Raw genomic sequence first — 22704 nt, forward strand, 5'->3', positions numbered from 1 at the left:
CCTATTTCAAAGGCGGCTGGATAAATCGTCCAGGGCCGCAGGCAAATCAGGGAACTGAAAAGTAAATCCGGCCGCCAGCAAACGCTCGGGCGTCGCGCGCTGGCCACCTAGCAACAGCAACGACAACTCGCCCAGCCCCACGCGCAGTGCAAAGGCCGGCAGCGGCACTATCGCGGGCCGGTGCAGGACGCGGCCCAGGCTCTTGGCGAACTCGCGATTACGCACCGGCTGCGGCGCGCACGCATTATAAGGACCCCGGGCATCGCTGCGATGCAGGAGAAAATCAATCAGGGCGATTTGATCCTTGATATGAATCCACGGCATCCATTGCCGACCATTGCCGATAGGCCCGCCCAGCGCCAACTTGAACGGCAGCAGCAGGCGCGACAAAAAGCCGCCCTCGGCCGACAACACCAACCCGGTCCGCACCAGCACCACACGGATGCCCAAGGCTTCGGCGCGTTGCGCGGTTTCTTCCCAGGCGATACACAACTGGCTGGCGAAGTCTTCGCTGACGGGAGGGGAGTCCTCATGCAACTCACGCTCACCGCCATCGCCATACCAACCCACTGCCGAACCCGAAATCAATACACCTGGCTTTTGCTCGCGGGTTTCGAGCCAGGCCAGCAGTGTCTCAGTCAGGCCGATGCGACTGCTCCAGAGCAGCGCCTTGCGTTTATGGGTCCAGTGCCGGTCGCCAATCGGCGCCCCGGCCAGGTTGACCACCGCGTCCAGCGGCTGCTGATCCAGCTCCTGCAACTGCGCGACACCCCGCACCTGGGCGCCACACAGCTGCGCGACTTTTTCCGGCTGGCGACTCCAGACCGTCAGTTGATGGCCCTGGCTTAGCCAGAACTGACACAACTGACGGCCAATCAAACCAGTACCGCCGGTCAGCAATATGTGCATGAGATCCTCCTTGCGTGGCGTTTAAGCCCGATCACTAGTCTATTTTTATAGGCAGGGATCTTTTCAATCGGGCAGGCTGTGTTTTAACAATAGACAACCTGCACATCCGATCACGCCAAAAGCTATACCACAAAACAATATTGTACAGGTTTTAGCGACGGCGTAGTCTGTACAGAACGGTAAACGAGGCCCCTATGACTGTACCCATCGCAATTATCGGTACCGGCATTGCCGGACTCTCAGCTGCCCAGGCGTTGCACGATGCCGGGCACGTCGTTCAACTTTTCGATAAAAGCCGCGGCAGTGGCGGTCGCATGTCGAGCAAACGCAGCGATGCGGGTGCTCTGGACATGGGCGCGCAATACTTCACTGCCCGCGACCGGCGCTTTGTCACCGAGGTCCAGCGCTGGCAGGCCAATGGCTGGGTCGCCGAATGGACCCCGCAACTGTACAACTCCCATGGTGGCCAACTGAGCCCCTCCCCCGACGAGCAGACCCGCTGGGTCGGCACCCCCCGCATGAGCGCCATCACCCGCGCCCTGCTCGGCGACATGGAAGTGCACTTCGCCTGCCGCATTACCGAGGTCTTTCGCGGTGAACAGCATTGGCACCTGCAAGATGCCGAAGGCGTGACCCATGGCCCATTCAGCCATGTGGTCATCGCCACGCCCGCGCCCCAGGCCACCGCTCTGCTCGCCGCCGCACCGAAACTCGCCGGCGCCGCTGCGGGGGTGAAAATGGACCCGACCTGGGCCATCGCCCTGGCGTTCGACACCCCGCTGGAAACCCCGATGCAAGGCTGCTTCGTGCAGGACAGCCCGCTTGACTGGCTGGCCCGCAACCGCAGCAAACCCGGGCGCGACAGCACGCTCGACACCTGGGTCCTGCATGCCACCAGCGCCTGGAGCCGACAGAATATCGACCTGTCCAAAGAGGCCGTCATCGAGCAATTGCACGGCGCCTTCGCCGAGCTGCTGCACAGCGCCATGCCAGCGCCGACCTTCAGCCTCGCCCACCGCTGGCTCTATGCGCGGCCTGCCACCAGCCATGAATGGGGCGCCCTGGCCGATGCCGACCTGGGGCTGTATGTCTGCGGCGACTGGTGCTTGTCCGGTCGTGTCGAAGGCGCCTGGTTGAGCGGCCAGGAGGCAGCGCGCCGGCTGCATGAAAACCTGCAGTGAATCGCCTTAACCCACGCAAGTTGCTGCTGTCGAAATGGACGGCAGCCCTCCCGCAAAACCGCGAGAAACACTTTCTGGTCAGCGAACTGTTCTGCGACGAAGAAGGCACCGTGCTGCAAGTCGAATTGCAGGCGGTCCTCACCCGCCGCTGCCACCGCTTGAACTGGCAGGACCTGCAAAACGACAGCCAGTGGCAGATGGGCTGGAAATAACGCCCTAGGCCCTCACGCAAATACCTATACAGATTATTTGACTTGTACAGCTTTGAATCTATGATAGAGCAAAGTTGTACAGGGTATTAATTCTGTACAGGTATTGGCCGGAGGTGCCTTGATGCCCGATATCACCGTTCTCCAGAGCAAACCGAAAATCGCCATCAGCGCCTGCCTGATGGGCGCCGAGGTGCGCTACAACGGCGGGCACAAGGAATCTCGCCTGTGCAGCCGAGTCCTGAGCGAGTACTTCGACTTCGTTGCGGTATGCCCCGAAGTCGCGATCGGCCTGGGCACCCCCCGCGAGCCAATCCGCCTGGTCGGCGATCCACAGCAGCCGCAAGCCGTCGGCACCGTTGACCGCACGCTCGACGTGACTCAGCCGCTGGCTGATTACGGCACCCGGATGGCGGCCGAACTGGGCGACATCTGCGGCTATATCCTGATGCAGAAATCCCCCTCCTGCGGCATGGAGCGGGTCAAGGTCTATCAGGACAAAGGGCGGCCCGCCGAGCACAGCGGACGCGGCATCTACGCCCAGGCGTTCTGCGCCAAACACCCCAATCTGCCGGTGGAAGAAGACGGCCGCCTCAACGACCCGGTGCTGCGGGAAAACTTCCTGACCCGGGTATTCGCCTACAGCGCCTGGCAAGAGTTACTCAAGCAAGGCCTGACCCGCCGTGGCCTGATGGAATTCCACTCGCGCTACAAATACCTACTGATGGCCCACAGTCCCTTGCACTACAAAAGCCTGGGCCACCTGCTGGGCAGCATGGGCAAGGGCGACCCAGCACTGATCGGCCCGCAGTATTTCAGCGAGCTGATGAGCGCGCTGAAAAAATGCGCCACCCGCGGCACCCACACCAATGTCCTGCAGCACCTGAGCGGCTATTTCAAGCAGACCATCAGTGCCGACGACCGCCAGGAAATGCAGCAACTGATCGGCCAGTACCGCCACGGCATCATCCCCTTGGTGGTGCCGCTGACCCTGCTCAAGCACCACCTGCGCCAGCATCCGGACCCGTACGTGGCGCAGCAGGTCTACCTGCAGCCACACCCGGAAAATCTCAGCCTGCGCAATGCGATCTGAGCCATGAGCGAACCTGCATCCGATGACCCACAAACCGCCACCGACTACGGCCAGGCGCTGGAACAGGGCTGGCTGCCGATCCGGGAAGTGGCGCGCCGCACCGGCGTCAACGCGGTCACCCTGCGCGCCTGGGAACGGCGCTACGGCCTGATCGTGCCGCAGCGCACCCCCAAGGGCCACCGGCTGTTTTCCGAAGAGCATGTGCAACAGATCCTGACCATTCTCACCTGGCTCAATCGCGGTGTTGCCGTGAGTCAGGTCAAGCACCTGCTGGGCTCCACCCCGGCCTTCAGCGTGCCGGCGGCAAACGACTGGCATAGCCTGCGCCAGAGCCTGACCCTGGCCATCAGCCAGTTGGCCGAGCGCAAGGTCGACGACACCTTCAACCAGGCCATGGCCCTGTACCCACCCCGAACCCTGTGCGAACAGCTTTTGATCCCGCTGCTGGCCGAGCTCGAACAACGCTGGCAAGGCCAGTTCGGCGCGCAGATGGAGCGGGTGTTTTTCTACTCCTGGCTGCGCAGCAAGCTGGGCGCGCGGATCTATCACAACAACCGCCAGTTGCAAGGCGCGCCGCTGCTGCTGATCAACCACTCGGACCTGCCGCTGGAGCCGCACCTGTGGCTCAGCGCCTGGCTGATCAGCAGCGCCGACTGCCCGGTGGAAGTCTTCGACTGGCCGCTGCCCGTCGGCGAACTGGCCCTGGCCGCCGAGCACCTGCAGGCCCGGTGCGTGCTGCTGTATTCGAGCAAGTCCATCCACCTCGGGCAGCTACCACGGCTGCTAAGCGGGCTGAACTGCCCGACATTGATTGCCGGACCAACGGTATGCATCCACTGCGCCGAACTGACCGTATGTACCACTGAAATCGCTGATCTGTTCCTGGCCGAAGACCCGATCTCGGCACACCAGGCCCTGACCCAGCGAGGACTTCTCTGATCCAGGAATCACCATGCAACTGATCTGGCTACGCAGTGACCTGCGCCTACATGACAACACCGCCCTCAGCGCCGCTGCCGCACGCGGCCCGACCGTGGCCGTGTACCTGCTGAGCCCGGAACAGTGGCTGGCCCACGATGACGCGCCGTGCAAAGTCGACTTCTGGCTGCGCAACCTGCACCGGCTGAGCGAAGCCCTGGGCGAACGCAACATCCCGCTGCTGATCCGCCACGCCGCCACCTGGGATCAGGCACCCAACGTGTTGTTGAACCTGTGCCAGGAGCTGCAGATCCAGGGCCTGCACTGCAACGACGAATACGGCATTCACGAAAGCCGGCGCGATGCGGCGGTGGCCGAGAAGTTGGAAAACAACGGCATCGGCTTCCACAACTACCTCGATCAATTGCTGTTTCAGCCGGGCAGCGTACTGACCAAGAGCGGCACCTATTTCCAAGTCTTCAGCCAGTTTCGCAAAGTCTGCTACAGCCGTTTGCACGGCAGCTTGCCGGGCCTGGTCAGCGTCCCTCGGGTGCAAGCCCCGATGGCCTTGAAAGCCGACCCGGTGCCGCAGCAGGTCGAAGGTTTCGCCCGTCCCAGCCAAAGCCTGCGCGATCTCTGGCCCGCCGGTGAAGATCAGGCGCGCAAACGCCTGGAGCATTTCGCCGATGCCCAGATCGACTACTACCAGGGCGAGCGGGATTTCCCCGCCAAACCCGGCACCAGCCAGCTGTCGCCTTACCTGGCTGCAGGAGTGGTGTCGCCACGCCAATGCCTGCATGCAGCGCTGCAAGCCAATCAGGGCGAGTTCGAAAGTGGCAGCGTCGGCGCCGTCACCTGGATCAACGAACTGCTGTGGCGCGAATTCTACAAACACATCCTGGTGGGCTACCCACGGGTCTCGCGGCACCGCGCCTTTCGCCCGGAAACCGAAGCCGTGGCCTGGCGCCACGCTCCCGAGGAACTGGCGGCCTGGCAGGAGGCGCGCACCGGCCTGCCGATCATCGACGCCGCCATGCGCCAATTGCTGGAAACCGGCTGGATGCACAATCGCCTGCGGATGGTGGTGGCGATGTTCCTCACCAAAAACCTGTTGCTCGACTGGCGTGAAGGCGAACGCTTTTTCATGCGTCACCTGATCGACGGCGACCTGGCGGCGAACAATGGCGGCTGGCAATGGAGTTCCTCCACTGGGACCGATTCGGCGCCCTACTTCCGTATCTTCAACCCCCTGAGTCAATCGCAGAAGTTCGACAGCGAAGGGCGCTTTATCAAGCATTGGCTGCCGCAACTGGCGGCGCTGAACAAAAAGGACGTGCACAACCCGGCGGCCATGGGTGGCCTGTTCGGCGTGGCCGATTACCCGGCGCCGATCGTCAACCTGTCGCAGTCTCGCGAACGCGCCCTGGCGGCCTTCAAGAGCCTGCCGCCACGGATGGATGTCGGAGCCGGCCATGAGTGAATTCCTGCGCGACTTCGCCCGCGTCTTTGCCAGCCTCGACAAACATAACCTCGAGCGCCTGTACTCGCTGTACAGCCCGGACATCCAGTTCACCGACCCGCTGCACGAGGTGCAGGGGTTGCCGCGCCTGCGTGAATACTTCAGCGAGCTGTACGCCAACGTCAGCCATTTGCAGTTCGTCTTTTCCGGCATGGACCAGGTGGACGACGGCCAGGGTTACCTGCGCTGGACCATGAGCTACACCCACCCTCGACTCAATGCCGGCCAGACCATCCACGTCGATGGCTGCTCCCACCTGCAGTGGCGCAACGGTCGGGTCTATCGCCACCACGACTATTTCGACGCCGGCGCGCTGCTGTATCAGCACCTGCCCATCATCGGCCGGGTGATCGCCTGGCTGAAAAGGAGAATCGGATGAAGGCGGCCATGCCCCGGCGTATCTGGCTGACCGGCGCCAGCAGCGGTATCGGCGCGGCACTCGCTGAAGAACTGTTGCTGGGCGGCGCGCACCTGGCCCTCAGCGCGCGCACCCGTGCCCCGCTCGATGCCCTGGCGCTGCGCTTTCCCGGACAAGTGCTGGTGGTGCCGGGCGACCTCACCGACCCCGAGCAGGTGCGCCAGATCGGCGAACAGATCGCCCTGGCGTGGGGCGCGCTGGACACGGCGATTCTCAATGCGGGCACCTGTGAATACATTGACGTGCAGCAGTTCAAGGCCGAACTGGTCGAGCACGTGATGCGCAGCAACCTGACGGCCAGCTGCCATTGCATCGAAGCCGCCCTGCCCTTGCTGCGCGCCGGCAATCGGCCGCACCTGGTGGGTGTCGCCAGCTCGGTGACCTACCTGCCGCTGCCCCGGGCCGGAGCCTACGGCGCCTCCAAGGCCGCCTTGCGCTACCTGCTGCAATCGCTGCGTATCGACCTCGCGGCCGAGGGCATCGATGTGACCGTGGTCAGCCCAGGCTTTGTCGAAACCCCGCTCACCGCCCGCAACGACTTCCCCATGCCCATGAGCTGGCCGGCCGCCAAGGCGGCACGCCATATCAACCAGCACCTGTCACAGCGGCCTTTGGAGATCGCCTTTCCGGCCGGCTTTATCGCCGGTCTCAAACTGCTGTCCTGGCTGCCGGGGCGCTGGCAACTGGCGATCGGCAAACGTATGGCACGCAACGCCTCGCCGACCGGGAGCGCCTCATGAAAATCGCCATCATCGGCAGCGGCATCTCCGGGCTGACCAGCGCCTACCTGCTCAATCGCCGCCACGACATCACGGTGTTCGAGGCCGGCAGTTGGGTTGGCGGCCATACCCACACGGTGGATGTCAGCGTGGCGGGCGAAACCCACGCGGTGGACACTGGCTTTATCGTGTTCAACGACTGGACCTACCCCAACTTCATTCGCCTGCTGGGGCAGATCGGCGTGCCGTTCAAACCCACCGAGATGAGTTTCTCGGTGTGCGATGCGCAATCGGGTCTGGAGTACAACGGCAATAACCTCAACAGCCTGTTCGCCCAGCGCCGCAACCTGCTGTCGCCGGGGTTCTGGGGCATGCTGCGGGACATTCTGCGCTTCAATAAAGAGGCCCTGCGGGACTTGCAGCAGCAGCGGATCGCGCCCGACACCACCCTCGGCGACTACCTGCGAGACCAGGGCTACGGCGAGCGTTTTATCCAGCACTACATCGTGCCCATGGGCGCGGCGATCTGGTCGATGTCTCTGGTGGAGATGCGCGGCTTTCCGTTGCAGTTCTTTGTGCGCTTCTTCAAGAACCACGGCCTGCTGTCGGTGAGCAATCGCCCGCAGTGGTGCGTGATCGAAGGCGGCTCCAGCCGCTATATCGAACCGCTGAGTGCCACGTTTCGCGAGCGCATTCGCCTGAACTGCCCGGTCAGCCGGGTCGAGCGCGACCTGTCCGGCGTGCTGATCCACAGTGCCGCCGGCAGCGAACGCTTCGACAAAGTGGTGTTCGCCTGCCACAGCGACCAGGCCCTGAGCCTGCTGGCCGCGCCCAGCGATGCCGAGCGGGAGATCCTCGGCGCCCTGCCCTATGCCGACAACGACGTGGTGCTGCACACCGACACCCGGTTGTTGCCGCAACGCAAGCTGGCCTGGGCCAGCTGGAACTATCGCCTGGACGGCAGCAGCGACACCCAGGCGGCTGTCACCTATGACATGAACATCCTCCAGGGCCTGCAAAGCTCGACCACCTTTTGCGTCAGCCTCAACCAGAGCGCCGCCATCGACCCCTCCAAGGTCCTGGCGCGCTACACCTACGCTCACCCGCAATACAGCCTCGACGCAGTGGCCGCCCAGGGTCGCTGGCAAGAGTTGCAAGGCGCGCAACACAGCTTCTACTGCGGTGCCTATTGGGCCAACGGCTTCCATGAAGACGGCGTGGTCAGCGCCCTGCGCGTGGCCCAGGCGTTCGGGGAGCAATTGTGAACAGCGCCCTGTACAGCGGCTGGATCGGCCATCGACGCTTTGCGCCCAAGTGCCACGCGTTTCGCTATCGCATCGGCCTGCTGTACCTGGATCTGGATGAACAAAAGCAGGTGTTCAGCCTCTCGCCCCTGGCTGGCAGCAGCCGTTTTGCGCCGTTTTCCCTGCGCGAAAGCGATTACCTGAAGGCCTTCACCAGCCAGGGCATGCCCCTGATCGATGCTGTGCGCCAGCAGGTGGCGGCCGCCATCGGCCATGTACCCGGCGGCGCGGTGTGCCTGTTGACCCAGGTCCGCAGTTGGGGCCTGGCGTTCAACCCGGTGAGCTTTTTCTACTGTTTCGAAAGCGACGGGCAACTGGCGGCGATTCTCTGTGAAGTCACCAACACCCCGTGGCGCGAGCGCTATCACTACGTGCTGCCGGCCCAGGCTGCGACGACCGCCGAGCACCAGCACTTCGCTGTGGCCAAGGCCTTTCATGTCTCGCCGTTCATGCCCCGGGACCTGGAATACCGCATGAGTTTCAGCCCCCCGGGCGAGCGCCTGGGGGTGCACATGGCCGACTGGCAGGGCGAGTTCAAGCTGTTTGACGCCACCCTCAACCTGCAACGCCAGGCCCTCGACCGCTCCAGTTTGCACGCCTACCTGCGGCGCTTTCCGTGGATGACCGCCAAGACCTGCCTGGCCATCTACTGGCAAGCCCTGCGCCTGCTGCTCAAACGCATTCCCCTTGTTTCCCATCAGGCTGCCGATGGCACCTATAAAACCGCCGCTGTACAACCCAAGGATCGCCGCCATGAAATCCTCTAGCGTATCGGCCAAGGCCAGCCTGTTGAGCACCAATGGCCTGACCGGCAATCTCCTGCGCCGTGGCGTGCTGCGTCAGCTGGCACAGCTCAAGCACGGACAACTGGTGCTGATCGAGGACGGCGAACGCCATGTGTTCGGCAGTGCCGGAGCCAAGCTGCTGGGGGAGATTCATATTCTCGATGCGGCAGTCTGGGGTCTGGTCGCCAGCAACGGTTCGATCGGCGCCGGCGAAGCCTTTATCCACGGCTACTGGAGCACCCCGGACCTGACCGCCGTGGTACGGGTGTTTGTCAGCAACCTGGAGGTACTTGATGGCCTGGAGGGCGGCCTGGCCAAATTGGGCCGGCCGTTGATCCAGGGCCTGCACTGGCTCAACCGCAATACGCGCAAGGGCTCGCAGAAAAACATCGCCGCCCACTACGACCTGGGCAATGAGCTGTTCGAACAGTTTCTCGACCCGACCATGATGTATTCGGCGGCGCAGTTTCGCAGCAGCGAAGACACACTGGAGCAGGCGCAATTGAACAAGCTGGAGCGCATCTGCCAGAAGCTTGCCCTGCAACCGTCCGACCACCTGCTGGAAATCGGCACCGGCTGGGGCAGCATGGCGCTGTACGCCGCGCAGAACTATGGCTGCAAGGTCACCACCACGACCCTGTCCAGGGAGCAGTTCGCCTTTACCCGCCAGCGCATCGACCAACTGGGCCTGCAAGACCAGGTGACCCTGCTGCTGGAGGATTACCGCGACCTCACCGGGCAGTACGACAAGCTGGTGTCGATCGAGATGATCGAAGCCGTCGGCCACCACTTCCTGCCGACCTACTTCAAGCAGTGCGCGCACCTGCTCAAGAGTAACGGCCTGATGCTGCTGCAAGCCATCACCATCCGCGACCAGCGTTATGAGCAGGCGAAAAACAACGTCGACTTCATCCAGCGCTACATCTTCCCCGGCGGCGCCCTGCCCTGCGTGCAGAAGATGCTGGAGATCGTCAGCCGCGACACCGACATGAATCTGCTGCACATGGAGGACTTCGGCCTGCATTACGCGCGCACCCTGCGCCTGTGGCACGAGAACTTCCGCCGCGCCCATGGGCGTCTGGTCGAACTGGGTTACGACCAGTACTTCCTGCGGCTGTGGGAGTTCTACCTGTGCTACTGCGAAGGTGGCTTCCTGGAACGCACCATCGGCACCGCACAGTTGCTGCTGGCCAAGCCTGCGGCGGCCCCCGAGCCGTTGCTGGGACGCTTCAATGCGTAAACGCCTGGCCAATGCGGGGCTGTTCCAGCTGGGCTGGTTCGCCTGCGTGATGGGCGGTGACGGCCCCTGGCTGCTGCTGGGCCTGGGCGTGCTGGTGATTCATTTGCTGTGGATAAACCAGTGGGCCGAAGAAGGTCGGCTGATCTTCAGCGTGATGCTGTTCGGGATCTCGATCGACAGCTTCCTGCATTGGCTGGGGGTGTTTCAGTTCAAGGAAGTCACGTTGCTGATCCCGCTGTGGCTGATGCTGCTCTGGGCCCTGCTGGGCACCACCTTGCGCCATTGCCTGGCCTGGTGCGCCAGGCCCTGGTGGCTGGCGAGCCTGTTGGGCGCGTTCAGCGGGCCCCTGTCGTACTACGCCGGTGGGCGCCTGGCGGGGGTGCAATTTCCGTATGGGTTGTGGCCGACGCTGATTGGCCTGGGGTTGCTCTGGGCCGTGGTCTTTCCCTTGCTGCAACTGATGGCCAGGCATCTGCCCAATGGGCAACTGCGCACATCCGCAGGCTAAGCGTCCGTCAGTGCATTCACACAGCCCGGCCCCACTGCCTTACACTGCGCGCCTATGAACACCATCCCCCACACCCAGATTGCTGAACCTGCGGTCACCTGCTCCACCTGCGCGGCGTGCTGCTGCCAGCTGGAAGTCATGCTGATCACCGACACCGGCGTGCCTGAACGGTTTATCGATACCGATGACTGGGGGGGCGAAGTCATGCTGCGCCTGGATGACGGCTGGTGCGCCGCGCTGGATCGCAACAGCATGATGTGCACCATCTACGAGAAGCGCCCGCTGATCTGCCGGGAGTTCGAGATGGGCGAAGCCGACTGCCTCACCGAACGCCGTGGCATCGCCACGGCGTATCGCTGACCGCAGCCGTTAATACGGCTGCGGCGTGCGGCTTACAACGGCATGGTGTAGTGCAGCGCGTAACTCTCTACGCCGTCGTTGTTGCTGCTGATACCGGCGTTGGAGTAGTGAGTGGCACGAATGCCCACTTCGTGCCCGCCGGCGAAGCGCAGGCCGAAACCAATCCGGTCTTCAAACTGGAAGGCTGACCCCAGTTTGTTGCTCTCGACTTCGGTGTGGTTGAACAGCGCGACCCCGATCCCCGCTTCAACGTACGGTTTGACGTTTTCACCGGAGAACTCATACACCAGCACCGGCGAGAACGACAGGCTGTGGTTGCTCGACTTCTTGTCGCCATCCCAATAGGTGTAGGCCCCACTCCAGTAGCCGGTCAGGCGACCGACATCGCTTTGCAACCAGCTCTCGTCCCAGTCGAACTGCATGCCCAGGCGGTAAGTCTGGGTCGAGTCGCCGGTCTGGCCTACGGCGAATTCGACGCCAGCGGCCTGTGCACTAAAACTTTGCCCCAAGAGTGCGGCCGCAAGCGCGGCCAAACAGAACAGACGCTTCATCACGAACATCCTTTTTAAACGTTTTTGTATGTTGTTGTACGATCGTACAGACAAGCTATAGAAATCCGCGCGGAATCAGAAGTTCAGCGCTATTCCGCTTTTTTTCACGTTTTTTTTACAAATCGAAAGGGTGTACAACGCCGCTACTGTGCCACAACAGCGGAAGAATATGCTTGAAGTGCGGCACATTGCCACTGGTCCAGAACTGCGCTTCGCGCGCCGGGCCCTGAGCACGCAATTGCTGCTCGTCGAGCAGGCGCTCCAATTGCCGGGCCACGGCGGCGCCGGTGTCGATCAGGCTGATGTGGGCGGGCAGCATCGGCTTGAGCAGCGGCTTGAGAAAGGGGTAATGGGTGCAGCCCAGAATGATGGTGTCGCATCCTGCGGCCAGCAGTGGGTCGACATAACTCTGCAACAGCTCACGCAACGCCGGGCTGTGCAGGTCACCGGCCTCGATCAGTTCCACCAGGCCCGGGCAAGGCCGGGTGATGACCTTGATATCGGTGGCAAAACGGTCGAGCAAGGCCGCGAACTTGGCGCTCTTCAAGGTGCCGGTGGTCGCCAGCACCCCGACCACGCCACTGCGGGTCGCGGCGGCAGCGGGCTTGACCGCGGGCTCCATGCCCACGATCGGCCACTGCGGGTAATCGCGGCGCAACTCGGCCACCGCCGCCACCGTCGCGGTGTTGCAGGCCAGCACCAGGGCCTTGGCCCCCTGCTCACGAAAGAAGCGCGCCATCACGCCACAGCGCTGACGGATAAATTCCGGGGTTTTCTCGCCGTAAGGAATGTGCCCACAGTCGGCGAAGTACAACAGTGACTCGCCAGGCAGGCGCTGCTGGATTTCCGCCAGCACCGACAAGCCGCCGATACCGGAGTCGAATACCGCGATGGGCGCTTCACCCATGTGTGGGCCCACAGACACTGCATCCTGGGTCACGCTTGACCCGCAACTCACGAAAACGTGAACCCAGCGCATCGATCAACAGCAGGCGTCCTACCAGGGGCTCACCGAAGCCGGCGAGCAACTTCAACGCTTCGAGCGCTTGCAGGCTGCCGACCATGCCGACCAGGGGCCCGAGCACTCCGGCTTCGCTGCAGGTCAGCTCGGCTTCGCTGCCGTGCCCATATAAACAGTGGTAGCACGGGCTTTCGGCGCGCCGTGGATCGAACACCGACAATTGGCCTTCAAGGCGAATCGCCGCGCCGCTGACCAGGGGTTTGCCGGCCGCGACACAGGCCGCGTTGACCGCCTCCCGGGTGGCGAAGTTGTCGCTGCAATCGAGCACCAGGTCGACGGCGGACACCGCCGCCGCCAGGGAATCCTCGTCCAGCGCAGTGCGGTGCGGCACCAGGTGCACCTGCGGGTTGAGCGCGGTGAGGCGGCGGATCGCCGAGTCCACCTTGCACATGCCGACGCTGTCGGTGTCATGGATGATCTGACGTTGCAGGTTGGTCAGGTCGACGCTGTCGAAGTCGGCCAAATGCAACTCACCGACCCCGGCCGCCGCCAGGTACAAGGCCACCGGCGCTCCGAGGCCGCCGAGGCCGACGATCAGGGCGCGGCTGTGTTTGAGGCGCAATTGGCCGTCGATATCGACATGCTGCAACAGAATCTGTCGGCTATAGCGCAACAGCTCCTGGTCATTCAGCACGGCAGGCGCCCCAGGCTGATGCGTTCATGGCCACCCAGATCGACTCGGCTGTGTACCTCATCAAACCCCTGGCCAAGCAGCAAATCGCGCACGGCCGCCGCCTGATCGTAGCCATGTTCGAGCATCAACCAGCCGCCGGCCTCAAGGTGCTGCGGGGCCTGGGCGATGATCAAGCGTAGGTCATCCAGGCCATCCGGCCCTGCGACCAGCGCACTTTCCGGCTCGAAACGCACGTCGCCGGCCGCCAGGTGTGGGTCGGCCGCTGCGATGTAGGGCGGGTTGCTGATAATCAGGTCAAAGCGTTGCGCGTGCAGGGCGCTGAACCAGTGGCTGCTGAGCACCGTGACGGTGTTCAACTGCAAGCGCTGGCGGTTGCGCTCGGCCAGGGCCACGGCTTCCAGCACTCGGTCGACCGCCGTGACCTTCCACGCCGGGCGCTCGCTGGCCAGGGCCAGGGCAATCGCGCCACTGCCGGTGCCCAGGTCGAGCACCTTGGCCGGTGTGGCGGGCAGCAGTTCCAGGGCGGCTTCCACCAACAGCTCGGTGTCAGGCCGTGGGATCAGAGTGTGCGGCGCGACTTCCAGGTCGAGCTTCCAGAAACCCTGCTGGCCGAGGATATAGGCCACCGGCTCGCCGGAACGACGGCGCTGCAAATAGTCGGCGAAGGTCAACGCGGCCTCGCTGGGCACTATGCGCTCCGGCCAGGTGTGCAGGAAGCTGCGCGGCTTGCCCAGGGCGGCGGCGAGCAGCAACTCGGCATCCAGACGCGCCGTCGGCGAATCAGGCAATTGAGCTGCGCGCAGCAGGCTGGCGATGATGGTCATTTACTCACCCAATGCTGCAAGTTGATCCGCCTGGTACTCGGCCAGCAACGGCTCGATAACCGCGTCGACGCCACCGGCAAGAATGTCGTCGAGGCAATACAGGGTCAGGTTGACACGGTGATCGGTCACCCGGCCCTGGGGGAAGTTGTAGGTACGGATGCGCTCGGAACGATCCCCCGAACCCACCAGCAGCTTGCGCTCGCTGGCAATGGCATTGGCGGCGGCGCTGGTCTGCTGGTCATTGAGCTTGGCCGACAGCCAGGACATGGCCCGCGCCCGGTTCTTGTGCTGCGAGCGCTCTTCCTGACACTCGACCACGATCCCGGAGGGCAAGTGCGTGATGCGGATCGCCGAGTCGGTCTTGTTCACGTGCTGGCCACCGGCACCGGAAGAGCGGTAGGTATCGACCCGCAGATCCGCCGGGTTGATCTCGATCGCTTCCTGCTCGTCTGGCTCCGGCAATACCGCCACGGTGCAGGCCGAGGTGTGGATACGGCCCTGGGACTCGGTGGCCGGCACGCGTTGCACACGGTGCGCGCCGGATTCGAATTTGAGCTTGCCGTAGACGTTGTCGCCCTCGACCCGGGCAATGACTTCTTTATAGCCGCCGTGCTCACCCTCGTTTTCCGAGAGGATCTCCAACCGCCAGCCACGCCGTTCGGCGTAGCGCGAATACATGCGGAACAGGTCGCCGGAGAAAATCGCCGCTTCGTCGCCACCGGTGCCGGCGCGGATCTCCAGGAACACGTTGCGCCCGTCGTTGGGGTCCTTGGGCAGCAGCATGCGTTGCAGGGTGCTTTCCAGCTCCAGCAGTTGCTCCTTGGCTTCGCGGACTTCTTCCACGGCCATTTCGCGCATGTCCGGATCATTGTCCTTGAGCAGCGCCTGGGCACCTTCAAGGTCGGCCTGGACCTTGAGCACCTGCTTATAGGCGCAGACGATCGGCTCGACTTCGGCGTACTCCTTGGAATACGCGCGGAACTTGGTCTGATCGGCAATGACTTCGCCGTCGCCGAGCAAGGCGGTCAATTCCTCGAAACGGTCCTGGAGGATGTCCAGTTTATTGAGCAGTGACGCTTTCATTGCGGTTTTTTATCCGAAGAGCTATCCGACGAGCCCTCACCGAGGGCAAAAAGTTCTTGGGCCATGGCCAACGCATCGAGGCGGCCTTCAGCGGTCAGTTTCTTCAACTGAACGCTGGGCGCATGCAGCAATTTGTTGGTCAGGCCACGGGCCAGTTGCGCCAGCACATCTTCGGCACTGCCGCCGTTGGCCAGCAGGCGCAGGGCCTTTTGCAATTCTTCGTCACGCAGGCGCTCGCTTTGTTGACGATAGGCCTTGAGCACATCCACCGCCGCCAGCTCGCGCAGGCGCACCATGAAGTCCTCGGCGCCGATATTCACCAGCTCCTCCGCTGCCTGGGCCGCGCCTTGACGGCTCTTGAGGTTTTCCGCGACCACTTCGTGAAGATCGTCGACGGTGTACAGGTAAACGTCGTCCAACTCGCCGACTTCCGACTCGATATCCCGAGGGACGGCGATATCCACCATGAAAATCGGCTTGTGCTTGCGCAGCTTCAGCGCACTTTCCACCGCGCCCTTGCCGAGAATCGGCAACTGGCTGGCGGTCGAACTGATGACGATGTCGCTGTGCACCAACTCCTGGGGAATATCCGAGAGCAACACCGCATGGGCGCCGAACTGCTCGGCAAGAATGCTCGCCCGCTCCAGAGTGCGGTTGGCGACCACGATGCGCTTGACTCCCAGGTCATGCAGATGGCGGGCGACCAGGGTAATGGTCTCGCCAGCGCCGATCAGCAGGGCCTGGCTGCGTTGCAGGTCGCTGAAAATCTGTTTGGCCAGGCTGACCGCGGCAAACGCCACGGAAACCGGGTTTTCGCCGATGGCGGTGTCGGTGCGCACTTGCTTGGCAGCGCTGAACGTGGCCTGGAACAGGCGGCCCAACAGCGGGCCGATCGTCCCGGCTTCACGCGCCACGGCGTAGGCCGACTTCATCTGCCCGAGAATCTGCGGTTCGCCCAACACCAGGGAATCGAGCCCGGATGCCACACGCATCATGTGACGAACTGCCGCATCATCTTCGTGCACATAAGCACTGGCGCGCAGGTCATCGACGTTCAAATGATGGTATTGCGCCAGCCAGCGCAGCACGATATCCGCCGAAAGCTGATCCTGTTCTATATAAAGCTCACTGCGATTGCAGGTGGAGAGGATCGCAGCTTCGCGGCTGTCGGTGAGGCGGCAGAGCTGCTGCAAGGCCTCAACCAACTGCTCAGGGGTAAAGGCCACGCGCTCGCGGACGTCTACTGAAGCAGTCTTGTGGTTAATACCGAGTGCAAGGAAGGCCATTCAAGGTCGCTGATGATGTCGAGAAGCCGGCAATTGTCCTACTTCGAAAGATTCAGAACAACCACTGCCGACTATTGTCCTAGTTTTGAGCAAAAACTCGTCGAGCGAAGATCAGGCACGGCGAAAGCAGACGAGGAAGCGGAATTTAGTGGCCTAAATGAGCATTCCGAGCCTGTTTGCGCGTAGCGCCAAGGGCGCCCAGCGTGCCCCATGGTCTCAGCGCAGGCCGTTTTTGCGCATACACTAATAGACGGCCTCTGTTCTGGCGTCCCATTGAGTCTCGGTTATGTTTGACCGAAGGCTTGTGTCATGATGATCCGACCGCAGGTTAGTCGTCCTCTTCCTATATGAATAGATCTTCCGCGTTGCTCCTCGCTTTTGTCTTCCTCAGCGGCTGCCAGGCCTTGGCACCCGTTTCGTCGGACGGTACGCCGCCGGTTGAAGACAATGCCCCCGCCCCTGAAAAGCCCACGGTTTACGCCTCGTTCAGTGAAGACACGGTCTTCAGCCTGTTGAGTGCGGAACTGGCTGGCCAGCGCAATCGTTTTGACATTGCCCTGGACAACTACGTGACCCAGGCCATCAACACTCAGGACCCGGGCATCTCCGAAAGAGCCTTTCGCATTGCCGAATACCTGGGCGCCGACCAGGCAGCACTCGATACCTCGCTGATCTGGGCCAAAAACGCTCCCGACGACCTCGAAGCACAGCGCGCCGCCGCCATACAGTTGGCGCGCAGCGGTCGCTATGACGACTCCATGGTCTATATGGAGAAGGTCCTGCAGGGCAAGGGCGACACCCATTTCGATTTTCTTGCGCTGTCGGCTGCCGATACCGACCAGGACACGCGCAACGGCCTGATGAAGAGTTTCGACCGCTTGCTGCAGAAGCACCCGAACAACGGCCAGCTGATTTTCGGCAAAGCCTTGCTGCTGCAACAGGACGGCGATGGTCAGGGCGCCCTGACCTTGCTCGAGCAGAACCCGCCGGAAGACGGTGAAGTCGCGCCGCTGCTGCTGCGTGCGCGTCTGCTGCAAAGCCTCAACCGTGGCAAGGAAGCGCTGCCGCTGCTGGAAAAAAGCATTCGCCAATACCCGGACGACAAGCGCCTGCGCCTGACCTATGCACGCATGCTGGTCGAACAGGACCGCATGGACGACGCCAAAGTGCAGTTCTCCAGCCTGGTGCAGCAATATCCGGAAGACGACGAGCTGCGTTATTCCCTCGCCCTGGTGTGCCTGGAAGCCAAGGCCTGGCAGGAAGCCAAGGGTTACCTGGAAGACCTGATCGCCCGCGAAAGCCATGTCGACTCTGCGCACCTGAACCTGGGCCGCATCGCCGAAGAGCTCAATGACCCGCAAGGCGCACTGGCCGAGTACGAGCAAGTGGGCCCCGGCAACGATTACCTGCCGGCTCAACTGCGCCAGGCCGATATCCTGATGAACAACGGCCGCACCGATGAGGCCGAGAAACGCCTGGGCGCCGCGCGCGATGCCCAGCCTGACTACGCAATCCAGCTGTACCTGATCGAAGCCGAGACCCTGTCGGCGAACAATCAGGGCGACCGCGCCTGGAAAGTCCTCCAGCAGGCGTTGTTGCAGTACCCCGACGACCTGAACCTGCTGTACACCCGGGCCATGCAGGCGGAAAAACGCAATGATCTGGCGCAGATGGAAAAAGACCTGCGCCTGATCCTCAAGCGCGAGCCGGACAACGCCATGGCACTCAATGCCCTGGGCTACACCCTGTCGGACCGCACCACGCGCTATGCCGAAGCCAAGGATCTGATCGAACGGGCTCATCAATTGAACCCTGAAGACCCCGCCGTACTCGATAGCCTGGGCTGGGTGAACTTCCGCCTGGGTAACCTGGATGAAGCAGAGCGCCTGCTGCGCCAGGCTCTGGAACGCTTCCCCGATCAGGAAGTTGCTGCCCACCTGGGCGAAGTGCTGTGGGCCAATGGCAAGCAGCGCGAAGCCCGGCAGATCTGGAGCAAGTTCCTCAAGGACCAACCCGACAGCCCTCTCCTGCGCAGCACCATCAAGCGCCTGACCGGATCAGAGACTCTTTAAGACTATGTTTTTGCGCCACGTTATTGCTTTCAGTTTTATCGCCTTGCTCGCCGGCTGCTCCAGCTTCGGCTCCCGTGAATCGGTAGAGGGCCATGGCAACCCCGCGCAATGGCGCGAGCACAAACAGCAACTGACCGGCCTCGACGGCTGGCAGATCAACGGCAAGATCGGCATTCGCGCGCCAAAGGACTCAGGCAGCGGCACGTTGTTCTGGCTGCAACGCCAGGATTACTACGACATCCGTCTGTCCGGCCCACTGGGTCGTGGGGCCGCACGCCTGACCGGGCGCCCGGGCAAAGTGTCGCTGGAAGTCGCCAACCAGGGCCGCTATGACGCTGCCACCCCGGAAACCCTGCTTGAAGAACAACTGGGCTGGAAGCTGCCGGTGTCCCACCTGTCATGGTGGGTCCGCGGATTGCCCGCGCCTGACAGCAAAAGTCGCCTGAGCCTTGACGCCGACAGCCGCCTGGCGACCCTTGAGCAGGATGGCTGGCAGGTGGAATACCTGAGCTACGCGCAACAGAACGGCTATTGGCTGCCCGAGCGGATAAAACTGCACGGTAGCGACCTTGATGTCACGCTGGTGATCAAGGAATGGCAACCGCGCAAGCTGGGGCAGTGAGATGACCGCACAGCGACTGACCCTGCCCTCCCCGGCCAAACTCAACCTGATGCTGCACATTCTGGGTCGCCGGGAAGACGGCTACCACGAACTGCAGACCATTTTTCAGTTCCTCGACTACGGCGATGAAATCACTTTCGCCGTGCGCGATGACGGCGTGATCCGCCTGCACACCGAGTTCGCCGATGTGCCCCACGACAGCAACCTGATCGTGAAAGCCGCAAAAAAACTCCAGGAACAATCGGCATGCCCGCTGGGGATCGACATCTGGATCGAAAAGGTCCTGCCGATGGGCGGCGGTATCGGCGGCGGCAGCTCGAATGCGGCGACCACTTTGCTCGGACTGAATCACTTGTGGCAGCTGGGTTGGGATGAAGATCGCCTGGCCAGCCTGGGCCTGACACTGGGCGCCGACGTCCCGGTATTCGTGCGCGGCCATGCGGCTTTTGCCGAAGGCGTCGGCGAAAAACTGACCCCTGTAGAACCCGAAGAACCGTGGTATCTGGTGCTTGTACCGCAAGTCTCTGTAAGTACAGCAGAAATTTTTTCAGATCCGCTGTTGACACGTAACTCCGCGCCCATTAAAGTGCGCCCCGTTCCCAAGGGAAACAGTCGAAATGACTGCTTGCCGGTGGTAGCAATGCGTTATCCAGAAGTACGTAACGCATTGAATTTGCTAGGTAATTTTACCGAAGCAAAACTCACCGGAACTGGAAGTTGTGTGTTTGGGGGCTTCCCAAGCAAAGCTGAAGCTGATAAAGTCTCGGCCCTTCTTACAGAGACCCTTACAGGGTTTGTAGCAAAAGGAAGCAACGTTTCGATGTTGCATCGCAAGCTGCAAAATCTGCTCTAAAGGAACCGGGTGCCAGGCACTCGATGCAACAGATACAGGGGCGTCGCCAAGCGGTAAGGCAGCAGGTTTTGATCCTGCCATGCGTTGGTTCGAATCCAGCCGCCCCTGCCATTTTCCTATACTCATCCAGGTTACCCTCAGCCTTCAGGTACTGCGCGTGTCCAAGATGATGGTCTTTACGGGGAACGCTAACCCCGATCTGGCTCGGCGTGTTGTACGTCAGCTGCATATCCCTCTCGGTGACATATCTGTCGGCAAGTTTTCCGACGGCGAAATTACTGCAGAGATCAATGAAAACGTCCGCGGTAAAGATGTCTTCATTATTCAGCCGACTTGCGCTCCGACCAACGATAACCTGATGGAACTGGTAGTGATGGCTGATGCCTTCCGCCGCTCCTCGGCTACTCGTATCACTGCTGTTATTCCTTACTTTGGTTATGCCCGTCAGGATCGCCGTCCGCGTTCCGCACGTGTGGCTATCAGCGCGAAAGTCGTGGCTGACATGCTTACCGTAGTCGGCATCGATCGTGTTCTCACGGTTGATCTGCATGCTGACCAAATCCAGGGTTTCTTCGATATTCCGGTAGATAACATCTACGGCTCCCCCGTCTTGGTGGATGACATCGAAGATCAGCGCTTCGAAAACCTGATGATCGTGTCCCCGGACATTGGTGGCGTCGTGCGTGCACGGGCTGTTGCCAAATCCCTGGGCGTGGATCTCGGGATCATCGACAAACGCCGTGAGAAAGCCAATCACTCTGAAGTGATGCATATCATCGGTGATGTCGAAGGGCGTACCTGTATTCTGGTCGATGACATGGTCGATACCGCCGGCACTCTGTGCCACGCGGCCAAGGCCTTGAAAGAGCATGGCGCAGCCAAGGTTTTCGCTTATTGCACGCACCCGGTACTGTCGGGTCGGGCGATCGAAAACATCGAAAATTCCATGCTGGACGAACTGGTGGTGACTAACACCATCCCGTTGTCCGCAGCTGCTCAAGCCTGCTCGCGTATCCGTCAACTGGATATCGCGCCGGTAGTTGCCGAGGCGGTTCGCCGCATCAGCAATGAAGAATCGATCAGCGCGATGTTCCGCTAAGGGCCCTGCCCTTCTCGAACATTGTTCTGACGAAAAGCGCCCCGCCCCGGCATTCCTGTCGGGGCGGGGCTTTTTTGCCCATATCGCCTTTAGCGCTGGTCGCAAACGCTGGGGCGAATGTGGTTATTTTGGAGATACAACATGAACGATTTTACTCTGAATGCTGAAGTGCGTTCCGACCTGGGGAAAGGTGCGAGCCGCCGCCTGCGTCGTCTCGCAAGCCTGGTTCCAGCTGTAGTTTACGGTGGCGAAAAAGCCCCTGAATCCATCAGCATGCTGGCTAAAGAAGTTGCCAAACTTCTCGAAAACGAAGCGGCTTACAGCCACATCATCGAGCTGAACGTTGGCGGCACCAAGCAAAACGTAATCATCAAAGCTCTGCAGCGTCACCCGGCCAAAGGCCACGTGATGCACGCTGACTTCGTACGCGTTGTAGCTGGCCAGAAACTGACCGCTATCGTGCCTGTACACTTTGTTGGCGAAGAAGCTCCGATCAAGAAAGGCGGCGAAGTTTCGCACGTTGTTTCTGAAATCGAAGTGACCTGCCTGCCAAAAGACCTGCCTGAATTCATCGAAGTCGATCTGGCTAACGCCGAAATCGGCGCGATCATTCACCTGTCTGACCTCAAAGCCCCTAAAGGCGTTGAGTTTGTTGCTCTGGCACACGGCGATGACAAGGCTGTTGCCAACGTTCACGCTCCACGTGTTGCTCCAGAAGCTGAAGAAGGCGCTGCAGAGTAATTACTCTGCAATGCCGGAGTGACCAGGAAACATCGCGGACTGGAACGTAGCGAGAAAGCGGGCGGTAACGCGGAGTTTACATAATGGTAAATGAGCACTTGTCGTCCACTTTCGCCGCAACACCCGGTTGCTGCGATGTTATCCACCACTCCAAGGAAGGGCCCCTATCGTGACTGCCATCAAACTGATCGTTGGCCTGGGTAATCCAGGCGCTGAATACGAACAGACCCGGCATAACGCAGGGGCCCTTTTTGTTGAGCGCATCGCCGAAAAGCAAGGGGTCAACCTTGTGGCCGATCGCAAATATTTCGGCCTGACCGGGCGTTATTCGCATCAGGGTCAGGATGTTCGCCTGTTGATTCCCACCACCTACATGAACCGCAGCGGCCAGTCCGTGGCGGCACTTGCCGGTTTCTTCCGCATCACGCCTGAAGAAATCCTGGTGGCCCACGACGAACTCGACCTGCCGCCCGGCGTCGCCAAGCTCAAGCAGGGCGGCGGCCATGGCGGTCACAACGGGTTGCGCGACATCATCGCGCAGCTGGGCAATCAGAATACCTTTCACCGCCTGCGGCTTGGCATTGGCCACCCGGGCGTTGCCAGTATGGTTTCAAATTTCGTCCTGGGTCGTGCGCCACGCGCCGAACAGGAAAAACTCGATGCCAGCATCGACTTTGCCCTCGGCGTGCTGCCGGATATCCTCGCCGGTGAATGGAACCGCGCGATGAAAAACCTGCACAGCCAGAAGGCCTGAC

General features: G+C 61.7%; 25 protein-coding genes and 1 tRNA gene. 19 read left to right on the forward strand and 7 right to left on the reverse strand.

Translation table 11 applies throughout. The features are described from left to right. Positions 1–6: 6 nt before the first annotated feature. A complete protein-coding gene (locus JFU57_RS02060) occupies positions 7–909 on the reverse strand; it encodes a TIGR01777 family oxidoreductase (RefSeq protein ID WP_078472429.1) in 903 nt (300 codons plus the stop codon). 194 nt (positions 910–1103) lie between these two features. Here JFU57_RS02060 and JFU57_RS02065 point away from each other — a divergent pair, with 194 nt between their 5' ends. The 12 genes from JFU57_RS02065 to JFU57_RS02120 all read left to right on the forward strand — a co-directional run bounded on the left by JFU57_RS02065 (position 1104) and on the right by JFU57_RS02120 (position 11163). Then, positions 1104–2090: an NAD(P)/FAD-dependent oxidoreductase gene (locus JFU57_RS02065; RefSeq protein WP_201127890.1), complete on the forward strand. Its 987-nt coding sequence runs from the start codon at positions 1104–1106 to the stop codon at positions 2088–2090. After that, on the forward strand, positions 2087–2302 hold the full coding sequence (locus tag JFU57_RS02070; RefSeq protein ID WP_201127891.1) for a TIGR02450 family Trp-rich protein: 216 nt from the start codon (positions 2087–2089) through the stop codon (positions 2300–2302). The genes JFU57_RS02065 and JFU57_RS02070 overlap by 4 nt, the downstream gene beginning before the upstream one ends. Before the next feature lie 121 nt (positions 2303–2423). Continuing rightward, entirely contained in the window at positions 2424–3392 is a 969-nt protein-coding gene (locus tag JFU57_RS02075) for a YbgA family protein (protein WP_201127892.1), read from the forward strand. Positions 3393–3395: 3 nt separating this feature from the next. Further along, positions 3396–4331 (forward strand): MerR family transcriptional regulator, encoded by a 936-nt coding sequence (locus JFU57_RS02080; RefSeq protein WP_201127893.1) that lies wholly within the window; start codon positions 3396–3398, stop codon positions 4329–4331. A 13-nt stretch (positions 4332–4344) separates the two neighbouring features. Then, a complete protein-coding gene (gene phrB / locus JFU57_RS02085; protein WP_201127894.1) occupies positions 4345–5790 on the forward strand; it encodes a deoxyribodipyrimidine photo-lyase in 1446 nt (481 codons plus the stop codon). Further along, positions 5783–6208, forward strand: a complete 426-nt coding sequence (locus JFU57_RS02090; RefSeq protein WP_078472435.1) for a nuclear transport factor 2 family protein — start codon at positions 5783–5785, stop codon at positions 6206–6208. The genes phrB and JFU57_RS02090 overlap by 8 nt, the downstream gene beginning before the upstream one ends. Then, positions 6205–6987, forward strand: a complete 783-nt coding sequence (locus tag JFU57_RS02095; protein ID WP_201127897.1) for an SDR family NAD(P)-dependent oxidoreductase — start codon at positions 6205–6207, stop codon at positions 6985–6987. Before JFU57_RS02090 ends, JFU57_RS02095 begins: the two co-directional genes overlap by 4 nt. Next, complete coding sequence (locus JFU57_RS02100; RefSeq protein ID WP_078472437.1) at positions 6984–8231, forward strand: NAD(P)/FAD-dependent oxidoreductase; 1248 nt, start codon at positions 6984–6986, stop codon at positions 8229–8231. The genes JFU57_RS02095 and JFU57_RS02100 overlap by 4 nt, the downstream gene beginning before the upstream one ends. Beyond that, complete coding sequence (locus JFU57_RS02105; RefSeq protein ID WP_201127898.1) at positions 8228–9037, forward strand: DUF1365 family protein; 810 nt, start codon at positions 8228–8230, stop codon at positions 9035–9037. The genes JFU57_RS02100 and JFU57_RS02105 overlap by 4 nt, the downstream gene beginning before the upstream one ends. Continuing rightward, complete coding sequence (locus JFU57_RS02110; protein WP_078472439.1) at positions 9024–10295, forward strand: SAM-dependent methyltransferase; 1272 nt, start codon at positions 9024–9026, stop codon at positions 10293–10295. The genes JFU57_RS02105 and JFU57_RS02110 overlap by 14 nt, the downstream gene beginning before the upstream one ends. Then, positions 10288–10803: a DUF2878 domain-containing protein gene (locus tag JFU57_RS02115; RefSeq protein WP_078472440.1), complete on the forward strand. Its 516-nt coding sequence runs from the start codon at positions 10288–10290 to the stop codon at positions 10801–10803. The genes JFU57_RS02110 and JFU57_RS02115 overlap by 8 nt, the downstream gene beginning before the upstream one ends. Positions 10804–10857: 54 nt before the next feature. Next, on the forward strand, positions 10858–11163 hold the full coding sequence (locus JFU57_RS02120) for a YkgJ family cysteine cluster protein (RefSeq protein ID WP_020297635.1): 306 nt from the start codon (positions 10858–10860) through the stop codon (positions 11161–11163). A 32-nt stretch (positions 11164–11195) separates the two neighbouring features. On the opposite strand, the gene JFU57_RS02125 is transcribed toward JFU57_RS02120, so the two are convergent. From JFU57_RS02125 to hemA, 6 genes are all read right to left on the reverse strand, one after another. Continuing rightward, positions 11196–11714, reverse strand: coding sequence for an acyloxyacyl hydrolase (locus JFU57_RS02125; RefSeq protein WP_201127899.1), 519 nt, complete (start codon positions 11712–11714; stop codon positions 11196–11198). A gap of 115 nt (positions 11715–11829) precedes the next feature. After that, a complete protein-coding gene (gene murI, locus JFU57_RS02130) occupies positions 11830–12621 on the reverse strand; it encodes a glutamate racemase (protein WP_078472442.1) in 792 nt (263 codons plus the stop codon). Next, positions 12614–13369 (reverse strand): molybdopterin-synthase adenylyltransferase MoeB, encoded by a 756-nt coding sequence (locus JFU57_RS02135; protein ID WP_201127900.1) that lies wholly within the window; start codon positions 13367–13369, stop codon positions 12614–12616. The genes murI and JFU57_RS02135 overlap by 8 nt, the downstream gene beginning before the upstream one ends. After that, the gene (prmC, locus tag JFU57_RS02140) at positions 13363–14193 is read right to left on the reverse strand and encodes a peptide chain release factor N(5)-glutamine methyltransferase (protein WP_201127902.1); all 831 of its coding nucleotides are present in this window, start codon (positions 14191–14193) and stop codon (positions 13363–13365) included. Before prmC ends, JFU57_RS02135 begins: the two co-directional genes overlap by 7 nt. After that, positions 14194–15276, reverse strand: coding sequence for a peptide chain release factor 1 (prfA, locus tag JFU57_RS02145; protein ID WP_201127904.1), 1083 nt, complete (start codon positions 15274–15276; stop codon positions 14194–14196). Then, a complete protein-coding gene (gene hemA, locus JFU57_RS02150) occupies positions 15273–16562 on the reverse strand; it encodes a glutamyl-tRNA reductase (protein ID WP_201127906.1) in 1290 nt (429 codons plus the stop codon). The genes prfA and hemA overlap by 4 nt, the downstream gene beginning before the upstream one ends. Before the next feature lie 347 nt (positions 16563–16909). Between hemA and JFU57_RS02155 the strand changes: the two genes are divergently transcribed. The 7 genes from JFU57_RS02155 to pth all read left to right on the forward strand — a co-directional run bounded on the left by JFU57_RS02155 (position 16910) and on the right by pth (position 22703). Beyond that, complete coding sequence (locus JFU57_RS02155; protein ID WP_078472446.1) at positions 16910–18634, forward strand: tetratricopeptide repeat protein; 1725 nt, start codon at positions 16910–16912, stop codon at positions 18632–18634. 4 nt (positions 18635–18638) lie between these two features. Beyond that, positions 18639–19256 (forward strand): lipoprotein insertase outer membrane protein LolB, encoded by a 618-nt coding sequence (gene lolB, locus JFU57_RS02160; RefSeq protein ID WP_201127908.1) that lies wholly within the window; start codon positions 18639–18641, stop codon positions 19254–19256. Position 19257: 1 nt separating this feature from the next. Next, on the forward strand, positions 19258–20109 hold the full coding sequence (gene ispE / locus JFU57_RS02165; protein ID WP_201127910.1) for a 4-(cytidine 5'-diphospho)-2-C-methyl-D-erythritol kinase: 852 nt from the start codon (positions 19258–19260) through the stop codon (positions 20107–20109). A gap of 36 nt (positions 20110–20145) precedes the next feature. Next, positions 20146–20220 (forward strand) — tRNA-Gln (locus JFU57_RS02170). 46 nt (positions 20221–20266) lie between these two features. Next, complete coding sequence (locus tag JFU57_RS02175; protein ID WP_003208392.1) at positions 20267–21208, forward strand: ribose-phosphate pyrophosphokinase; 942 nt, start codon at positions 20267–20269, stop codon at positions 21206–21208. Between the two features lie 141 nt (positions 21209–21349). After that, on the forward strand, positions 21350–21949 hold the full coding sequence (locus JFU57_RS02180; protein ID WP_020297646.1) for a 50S ribosomal protein L25/general stress protein Ctc: 600 nt from the start codon (positions 21350–21352) through the stop codon (positions 21947–21949). Between the two features lie 169 nt (positions 21950–22118). Next, complete coding sequence (gene pth, locus JFU57_RS02185) at positions 22119–22703, forward strand: aminoacyl-tRNA hydrolase (RefSeq protein WP_201127912.1); 585 nt, start codon at positions 22119–22121, stop codon at positions 22701–22703. The last annotated feature ends 1 nt before the right edge of the window (position 22704 follow it).

This window comes from Pseudomonas sp. TH07 (assembly GCF_016651285.1).
GTDB lineage: Bacteria > Pseudomonadota > Gammaproteobacteria > Pseudomonadales > Pseudomonadaceae > Aquipseudomonas.

What these genes read in the sequence shown, in the direction of transcription:
- JFU57_RS02125 (WP_201127899.1), bottom strand. Translation starts at nt 11,714, where the DNA reads ATGAAGCGTCTGTTCTGTTTGGCCGCGCTTGCGGCCGCACTCTTGGGG.
- JFU57_RS02065 (WP_201127890.1), top strand. Translation starts at nt 1,104, where the DNA reads ATGACTGTACCCATCGCAATTATCGGTACCGGCATTGCCGGACTCTCA.
- prfA (WP_201127904.1), bottom strand. Translation starts at nt 15,276, where the DNA reads ATGAAAGCGTCACTGCTCAATAAACTGGACATCCTCCAGGACCGTTTC.
- JFU57_RS02075 (WP_201127892.1), top strand. Translation starts at nt 2,424, where the DNA reads ATGCCCGATATCACCGTTCTCCAGAGCAAACCGAAAATCGCCATCAGC.
- JFU57_RS02115 (WP_078472440.1), top strand. Translation starts at nt 10,288, where the DNA reads ATGCGTAAACGCCTGGCCAATGCGGGGCTGTTCCAGCTGGGCTGGTTC.
- JFU57_RS02080 (WP_201127893.1), top strand. Translation starts at nt 3,396, where the DNA reads ATGAGCGAACCTGCATCCGATGACCCACAAACCGCCACCGACTACGGC.
- JFU57_RS02095 (WP_201127897.1), top strand. Translation starts at nt 6,205, where the DNA reads ATGAAGGCGGCCATGCCCCGGCGTATCTGGCTGACCGGCGCCAGCAGC.
- phrB (WP_201127894.1), top strand. Translation starts at nt 4,345, where the DNA reads ATGCAACTGATCTGGCTACGCAGTGACCTGCGCCTACATGACAACACC.
- hemA (WP_201127906.1), bottom strand. Translation starts at nt 16,562, where the DNA reads ATGGCCTTCCTTGCACTCGGTATTAACCACAAGACTGCTTCAGTAGAC.
- JFU57_RS02090 (WP_078472435.1), top strand. Translation starts at nt 5,783, where the DNA reads ATGAGTGAATTCCTGCGCGACTTCGCCCGCGTCTTTGCCAGCCTCGAC.
- JFU57_RS02180 (WP_020297646.1), top strand. Translation starts at nt 21,350, where the DNA reads ATGAACGATTTTACTCTGAATGCTGAAGTGCGTTCCGACCTGGGGAAA.
- lolB (WP_201127908.1), top strand. Translation starts at nt 18,639, where the DNA reads ATGTTTTTGCGCCACGTTATTGCTTTCAGTTTTATCGCCTTGCTCGCC.
- prmC (WP_201127902.1), bottom strand. Translation starts at nt 14,193, where the DNA reads ATGACCATCATCGCCAGCCTGCTGCGCGCAGCTCAATTGCCTGATTCG.
- JFU57_RS02060 (WP_078472429.1), bottom strand. Translation starts at nt 909, where the DNA reads ATGCACATATTGCTGACCGGCGGTACTGGTTTGATTGGCCGTCAGTTG.
- JFU57_RS02100 (WP_078472437.1), top strand. Translation starts at nt 6,984, where the DNA reads ATGAAAATCGCCATCATCGGCAGCGGCATCTCCGGGCTGACCAGCGCC.
- JFU57_RS02110 (WP_078472439.1), top strand. Translation starts at nt 9,024, where the DNA reads ATGAAATCCTCTAGCGTATCGGCCAAGGCCAGCCTGTTGAGCACCAAT.
- murI (WP_078472442.1), bottom strand. Translation starts at nt 12,621, where the DNA reads ATGGGTGAAGCGCCCATCGCGGTATTCGACTCCGGTATCGGCGGCTTG.
- ispE (WP_201127910.1), top strand. Translation starts at nt 19,258, where the DNA reads ATGACCGCACAGCGACTGACCCTGCCCTCCCCGGCCAAACTCAACCTG.
- JFU57_RS02120 (WP_020297635.1), top strand. Translation starts at nt 10,858, where the DNA reads ATGAACACCATCCCCCACACCCAGATTGCTGAACCTGCGGTCACCTGC.
- JFU57_RS02155 (WP_078472446.1), top strand. Translation starts at nt 16,910, where the DNA reads ATGAATAGATCTTCCGCGTTGCTCCTCGCTTTTGTCTTCCTCAGCGGC.